General features: G+C 46.7%; 7 protein-coding genes. 1 reads left to right on the plus strand and 6 read right to left on the minus strand.

All coding sequences use genetic code 11. The features are described 5' to 3' along the window. Positions 1 to 149: 149 nt before the first annotated feature. Positions 150 to 275 (plus strand): hypothetical protein, encoded by a 126-nt coding sequence (locus ACLQ6D_RS11165; RefSeq protein ID WP_411727359.1) that lies wholly within the window; start codon positions 150 to 152, stop codon positions 273 to 275. A gap of 350 nt (positions 276 to 625) precedes the next feature. Here the strand turns inward: ACLQ6D_RS11165 and ACLQ6D_RS11170 are convergent, their stop codons facing one another. The 6 genes from ACLQ6D_RS11170 to ACLQ6D_RS11195 form a co-directional block, all read right to left on the minus strand. Continuing rightward, positions 626 to 1,027 (minus strand): hypothetical protein, encoded by a 402-nt coding sequence (locus tag ACLQ6D_RS11170; protein WP_411727360.1) that lies wholly within the window; start codon positions 1,025 to 1,027, stop codon positions 626 to 628. Positions 1,028 to 1,127: 100 nt separating this feature from the next. Then, the gene (locus ACLQ6D_RS11175) at positions 1,128 to 1,766 is read right to left on the minus strand and encodes a lysophospholipid acyltransferase family protein (protein WP_411727361.1); all 639 of its coding nucleotides are present in this window, start codon (positions 1,764 to 1,766) and stop codon (positions 1,128 to 1,130) included. A 79-nt stretch (positions 1,767 to 1,845) separates the two neighbouring features. Beyond that, positions 1,846 to 2,388 carry a D-glycero-beta-D-manno-heptose 1,7-bisphosphate 7-phosphatase gene (gmhB, locus tag ACLQ6D_RS11180; protein ID WP_411727362.1) on the minus strand — a complete coding sequence of 181 codons (543 nt, stop codon included), beginning with the start codon at positions 2,386 to 2,388 and terminating at the stop codon, positions 1,846 to 1,848. Between the two features lie 9 nt (positions 2,389 to 2,397). After that, complete coding sequence (gene glyS, locus ACLQ6D_RS11185; RefSeq protein WP_411727363.1) at positions 2,398 to 4,464, minus strand: glycine--tRNA ligase subunit beta; 2,067 nt, start codon at positions 4,462 to 4,464, stop codon at positions 2,398 to 2,400. Next, positions 4,464 to 5,378, minus strand: coding sequence for a glycine--tRNA ligase subunit alpha (gene glyQ, locus ACLQ6D_RS11190; protein WP_411727364.1), 915 nt, complete (start codon positions 5,376 to 5,378; stop codon positions 4,464 to 4,466). Before glyQ ends, glyS begins: the two co-directional genes overlap by 1 nt. A gap of 315 nt (positions 5,379 to 5,693) precedes the next feature. Continuing rightward, positions 5,694 to 6,863 (minus strand): PilT/PilU family type 4a pilus ATPase, encoded by a 1,170-nt coding sequence (locus tag ACLQ6D_RS11195; RefSeq protein WP_411727365.1) that lies wholly within the window; start codon positions 6,861 to 6,863, stop codon positions 5,694 to 5,696. Positions 6,864 to 6,916: the final 53 nt, after the last annotated feature.

Here is a 6,916-nt window from a genome sequence, read left to right on the forward strand (position 1 = left end):
CTACTTGGCTTTTTATAATGGTAAACGCGCGCACTCAAAACTAAGCTATCAATCCCCGCTGGAATTTGAGCGGGAATTCTATAAGAAGACTGCTTAAGAAAGTGTCCGGTTTTAGTTGACCATTACATTATGACATCAAACCAAAGGGAATGCCGAATGAAGTAAATGAGGACATTCATTTAAAGCCTATTACACCGGATGAAGGAACAGGCAACGACCGTGAAAAAGAGTTTTTAAAGTACACCATTGAACATATCAATAATCTATTTAGCTAATAAACATCGCATATTAATGCGCAAATAATGCACTTCGGGATAATCCAACTAAAGACTTAGTTCATTGTACAACTTCTTTATACAACTCTAAACTTGTGTTAAGCTATTGAATATAGGGAAATAAGAGAAGTTTAAAGTAGTGAATGTAAGGGCTTTTAATGCGGTTGTCGTGCGTTCGAGCCGCGTACGACCCACCACCAAACCAAACCTTAGCCTTAATTTCATTTGCCAAGGTTGTTAAAAACGTAGCTAATTCGTAGTCACGGACTTAAGGTTATTGGTCATGCTTAGCTTTAGATTCTTTCGCGGTCTCGGGTTTCATATCGGATTCTGGCGATTATCCCGCTTATTTAAGTTTTCTCCTCAGCATCCCCCTCATGCAAGATGGCTGTATAGCAGTCCATCATACTTTCGGTGTAAACGGAGTGTGCTTTGGCAAGCTCTTGCGGCGAACCGAAATCCTTACGCAATTCATCGAGTGTCTTTTGGGGGTCTTTTGTCATAGACATCTTCAGCATTTTGGCGTAGTTGTGATAAGCTGCCATCCTGTCTGGATCAAAAGCAAAAAATCCTGGCATTCTTTTGTAAGTCGTGTCAATCACACATTTAGCCATGTAGGCAGGGTCTATCTTGTAATCTTTAACGTCTTGCTCTTTTTTCATTTCTTCTAAAACGACCTGTTCATACTGGTCTTTATCAACACAAGCCACTAGAAATAACGGTAATAGGAAGATTAACAGTTGTTTTTTCATGTAAATAGCACCATCTTAATATTTAAACTCACACCATAGAGAACTGCATTATACGCATTTCAGGTAATAACAAAAGGCAAAATGAACCGGGAAGGCTGGTTTATTGGCTGATTTCCCGCGCCGCATGCATCACCCAATCTTCCGCTTCTTTATTGATATCAGCCGCTTTGCGGCTTTTACTCTCAATGCACGGGCCGATTTTTACCTTGATTGTCCCTGGGTATTTTAAAAAACTATACCGAGGCCAATATTGCCCGGCATTATGGGCGATAGGAATGACGGGGTAACCCGACTTTTGCGCCAGCATTGCTCCGCCCACGCTGAAACTCTGCATCTCACCCACCGGCATCCGAGTGCCTTCAGGAAACACAATAACCCATAGACCCTGGTTTAAGGCTTCAGTTCCATGACTGATTAATTTGCGTAAAGCGGCATGTTTGTTGTTCCTGTCTATCGCAATCGGTTTCAACGTCGCCATGGCCCACCCCCAGAACGGTATCCATAATAATGATTGTTTAAACAATGATGTTTGGGGGGGTAAAAAACATCTGAATGCCAGCGTTTCCCATGCTGACTGGTGATTGCTCAGCACTACTGCCACATTATCCGATTTGATATGTTCTAAGCCCTCCACTTCATAGTGGATACCGCAACACACTTCCGCTATTTTAAGCACTAAGCCTGCCCAAGCCCTGGAAAAGTTATAACGCACCGGAAAGGGGAAAATTGTACAGATCAAAATTACGGGTGCGATCACAAAAGTAGCTACTATTGAACCCGCTAAAAAGGCCGCTGAACCTACGTAGATTCGCAACTTATTATTCTGACAGGATATGTTGGACGGCGGCATACAGATTTTCAAAGACAGGAATGTTAAGGTTGGGATTGTTAATCAGGGTTTTTTGGCCTTTACCCGTTTTTACCAATAACGGGATTGCGCCAACAACTAGCGCTGCTTGTATATCCCGAAGTGAATCGCCGATAAAATGGACGCCGCTCAGATCGACATTTTTTTCTAGCGCAAATCGTTCAAACAAACCGGGTTTGGGCTTACGGCAGTTGCATAAACTGTCCTGGCCATGCGGACAATAGTAAATCGCGGCAATTGCCCCACCTTTTTCAGCAAGCATCTGGTGCATTTTTTCATGAATGTTTGCCAACATGGATTCATCAAGCAAGCCCCTTGCCAAACCGGACTGGTTGGTAATCACAACCACCTCATAACCCCGCTTATTAAGCAAGGCAATGCCTTCCAGGCTACCTTCAATAGGTCGCCATTCCTCAGGACACTTGATAAAGTCCTCGGAGTCATAGTTTATGACCCCATCCCTGTCCATTAAAACATAACGGCGTTGCTTCATGCCGCCAGCTTACGATTGCAGTTTGGAGATGTCGGCAATCTGCAAAAACTGATCAGAAAGCATATTTAACAAGGCCAAACGCCTAGCCCGTAGATCAAGATCATCGGACATCACCATCACCTTATCAAAAAACGCATTAACGGCGGATTCGGTTTTGGCAAGCCGGGAAAGCGCAGCCTGGTAATCCTTTTTTTCCAGGAACGGTTGAATATCAGCTGCTGACTCTTTGGCCGTATCAAACAAATGGCGTTCTTCTGTTTCCACCAGATCACCGACTTGCCCGGCTGGCGGGATATCCGATTTTTTCAGGATATTCCTTATCCGTTTATTAGCTGCGGCCAAACTTTCAGCTTCGGGCAATTGCCGGAAAGCCTTGACCGCCTGCAATCTTTTCATGAAGTCCAAAGGTTGGGCCGGGTTAACAGAAATGACCGCATCAAACTCATCGGGAGCATAACCGCGATCCAGGCAATAGCCCCTTAAGCGGTCAAAAATAAAGTCAATAACCAGCTTGCGAATTTCCTTACGGTCAAACGTGTGGGTATACAGCGTCAATGAAACATCGACTAACGCCACAATATCCAGGTTGTTTTCATTTTCGATGATAATCCTCAAAGTACCTAGCGCTGCCCTTCTTAGCGCATAAGGGTCTTTATCGCCCGTAGGAATCAGCCCAGCACTGAAAATCCCCGTCAGGGTATCAACCTTATCTGCCAGCGCGACAACCTGCCCAGTTTGGCTGGATGGCGTTGGACTGCCCGACTGCTTAGGGTAATAATGCTGCTCAATGGCATCGGCAACTTCACGAGGCTCGTTGTCAGCCAGGGCGTAATAACGCCCCATTATGCCTTGCAGATTGCCGAACTCACCGACCATATCTGTCATCAGGTCTGCTTTCGCCAAGCGTGCCGCCCGTTTTGCCCAATCGACATTCGCGCAGAGTTGGGTCGCTATCAATTCTGACAGAACTATCACCCGCTGGGTCTTGTCTGCAAGCGTACCTAGCTTCTCCTGAAAAACGATATTGGCTAGGCTTTCAACCCGATCCTCCAAGGATTTTTTCCTGTCCTGTTTCCAGAAAAATTCTGCATCGGTCAAGCGCGGGGTAATGACACGCTCGTTGCCCTGCTTTATCGATTCAGGCCGGGTGCTTTCGATATTGCTGAAGGTAATAAAATAAGGCAACAACTCGCCACTGGCATTTTTAACCGGAAAATATTTCTGGTTGGTTTGCATAGTCGTAATCAGCACTTCGGCAGGCAACTCAAGAAAGCGTGGATCAAATGTGCCAGTAACAGGCACAGGCCATTCGTTCAACGCAGCAATCTCTTCCAGCAAATCGTCTTCAATATGCGCCGTGCCATTGACTGCTGCCGCTGCTATCTGGGCCTGGTCACGGATAATGGCTTTTCTTTGCTCAACATCAACAATCAACTTGCCCTGCTGGTATAAGGCATCCGCGTAACTTTCAGGGCTGTTGATAGTGATGGCTTGCGGCGCATGAAAGCGATGGCCTAATGTAGTCGATCCCGTTGTCAAACCCAGGATTTCGCATTCGATAGTCGAATCGCCATATAGCAAGACCGCCCAATGTACTGGCCTTACGAATTCAGTCGCAAAATTGCCCCAGCGCATTCGCTTTGCTATCGACAGGGCCGATATGCTCTGGCGGATAATGTCGGGAATTAATTGCTCGGTCGGCTGTCCTTTGACGGCTTGCTTAAAAACCAGCCATTCGCCTTTCTCGGTTTTTAGCCGTTCCAATTGTTCAAAGGTCGTACCACAGCTCATGGAAAAACCTTCCGCAGCCTTGCTGGGTTTGCCATCTGGGGCAAATGCCGCTTGCAACGCTGGCCCACGTTTTTCAACGATTTTATCCGGCTGCTGGGTAGATAGGTTCTCTACGAATACAGCCAAACGCCTGGGAGTGGCATAAGCCTTACTGCCGGTAAACGTGAGTTCTGCCGCGCTTAACCCTTGTAACACATTGTCCAGCAATGCCTGACTTAACTTGACAAGCGTTTTGGGAGGTAACTCTTCCGAGCCTAATTCGAACAACAAATGTTTGCTAGCCATCACGCTCCCTGTGCTGCCACTATGGGAAAACCTAAAGATTCCCGGCGTTGGTAATACGCTTCCGCGACAGCCCTGGACAAAGTCCTGACCCTTAAAATATAACGTTGCCGTTCTGTTACCGAGATCGCATGACGCGCATCCAGCAAATTAAACGTATGTGAGGCCTTAAGCACCATTTCATAAGCTGGCAGGGGCAAATCCAGCCCTATCAACTTTTGGCATTCTTGCTCATACGTATCAAAGCATTGGAACATAAACGGAACGTTGGCATGATCGAAATTGTAAGCCGACATTTCCACTTCGTTTTGATGGAACACATCTCCATAAGTCACGGTACCAAATGAGCCTCTAGTCCAGACAAGGTCGAATACGCTCTTAACACCTTGCAAATACATGGCAAGGCGTTCCAGGCCATAAGTGATTTCTCCGGTCACTGGCCTGCACTCCAAACCGCCGACCTGCTGAAAATAGGTGAACTGGGTGACTTCCATGCCATTTAGCCAAACTTCCCAACCCAATCCCCACGCGCCTAAAGTGGGTGACTCCCAGTTGTCTTCGACAAAGCGGATATCGTGTTCCAGCAAATCGAAACCCAACTGGCGTAAGGAACCGAGGTAAAGCTCCTGGATATTGTCGGGCGACGGTTTCAGGGCGACCTGATACTGGTAATAATGTTGGAGACGGTTAGGATTTTCACCATAACGGCCATCAGTTGGACGGCGCGACGGCTGCACATAGGCCACATTCCAAGGTTCAGGGCCTATCGCCCGCAAAAAAGTGGCTGGATGGAAAGTGCCGGCACCGACTTCCATGTCTAACGGTTGTAACAGGATGCAGCCTTGGGCAGACCAGTAATCTTGCAAAGCCAGGATAAGCCCCTGAAAGGTTGATAAATCGTAGTTTGGGCTGGGCACGTCTATTTGTCTGAAGAGGTAATAAAAGGTGGGGGATTATAACTTAAAAACGCGTTTTTAGTAGGTGCGGACATGACCAGGGCAAATTCAGGAACGTGGCTTTTATTGATAAGGCGTAACTATTCAGCGTGTTTCAAACCAAGGGCTTTATTCACCACAGAGAACACGAAGATCACGAAGGCCCAGTTAGCTAGTGTTGGGGTTGATGAGGAAGGGCTGTTATCTAGCGTTCGGCAAGCAAAACCAACCGTATCAACAAACTTCGTGTCCTCTGTGTCCTTCGTGGTGAATTGTTACGATAGGGTTTAGATGTTATTAGAAGTCTGTCTTAGCCTCATCTTTAATGATGGATTGTAATGATAAATTACCTAGCGAACTGGTTTTCGGCGCATTTGCCGCCCCTGTGGTTGGCGATGTCGAACCCAGGCCTTCGCTCAAATTGATCTTCAATTTGAGATTATTGGGCGAATCAGAGTTTTGTAGTGCTTCATCCAGCGAAATAACGCCTTCCTTGAATAACCTGAGCAGGTGGCTGTCAAACGTCTGCATACCGATGTTTTCCGATTTCTCCATGACTTCCTTGATCGCATGAACATCGCCTTTATGGATCAAATCCCTGACCAACTGCGAGGCCAGTAATATCTCGATGGCGGCTGTCCGCTTGCCTTCAACCGTGGGGACTAAGCGTTGCGAGACAAAGGCTTTTAAATTCAACGATAAATCCAGTAACAGTTGATTACGGCGTTCCTCCGGGAAAAAATTGATGATCCTGTCCAGCGCCTGATTGGAATTGTTCGCGTGTAACGTTGACAGGCACAAATGCCCCGTTTCGGCAAAGGCCAGGGCGTGTTCCATGGTTTCCTGGCTACGGATTTCGCCGATCAGGATAACGTCCGGCGCTTGCCGCAAGGTATTCTTGAGCGCATCTTCATAACTCAGCGTGTCAACCCCGACTTCGCGCTGGTTAACCAGGGATTTTTTGTGCGGATGTATGTACTCAATCGGATCTTCAATGGTGATGATATGGCCTGAACTATTGGCGTTACGATGGTCGATCAGTGCCGCCAACGAGGTTGACTTGCCCGATCCGGTGCCGCCGATAAACAAAATCAGGCCACGCTTTTCCATAATGACCCGTTTCAATACCTCGGGCAGACCCAGCTTATCGGCATTGGGGATTTCCACCTTGATATTGCGGATGACCAGCGAAAAAGTGTTACGCTGCTTAAAAATATTGACACGGAACCGGCCAATGCCTGACTCCGAAATCGCAAGGTTCAATTCAGGCTGATGTTCAAACGCCTTCTGCTGATCGAAATCCATCAAGCTGTAAGCGATTTCTTTTATCCGTTCCTTGGTCAGTTTGATAGTTTCCAAAGGCCGCAATACGCCTTGAAATTTAGCGGCGGGTGGCGCATCAACCGTTAAGTACAAATCAGAACCATCGTTCTGGACAAGCATTTTCAGGTATTCTTTAAATTCCATAATCAGTTTTAGCGTAGTAAACAATAAGGTCAATTCTAGGTTATAAACCCAGA

The sequence above is a fragment of the Methyloglobulus sp. genome (assembly GCF_046714055.1).
Classification (GTDB): Bacteria; Pseudomonadota; Gammaproteobacteria; order Methylococcales; family Methylomonadaceae; genus Methyloglobulus.

Bases quoted from the DNA above. Each gene is read 5' to 3' on its own strand.
- ACLQ6D_RS11170 (WP_411727360.1), bottom strand. From the start codon at position 1,027: ATGAAAAAACAACTGTTAATCTTCCTATTACCGTTATTTCTAGTGGCT.
- ACLQ6D_RS11195 (WP_411727365.1), bottom strand. From the start codon at position 6,863: ATGGAATTTAAAGAATACCTGAAAATGCTTGTCCAGAACGATGGTTCT.
- gmhB (WP_411727362.1), bottom strand. From the start codon at position 2,388: ATGAAGCAACGCCGTTATGTTTTAATGGACAGGGATGGGGTCATAAAC.
- glyS (WP_411727363.1), bottom strand. From the start codon at position 4,464: ATGGCTAGCAAACATTTGTTGTTCGAATTAGGCTCGGAAGAGTTACCT.
- ACLQ6D_RS11165 (WP_411727359.1), top strand. From the start codon at position 150: ATGCCGAATGAAGTAAATGAGGACATTCATTTAAAGCCTATTACACCG.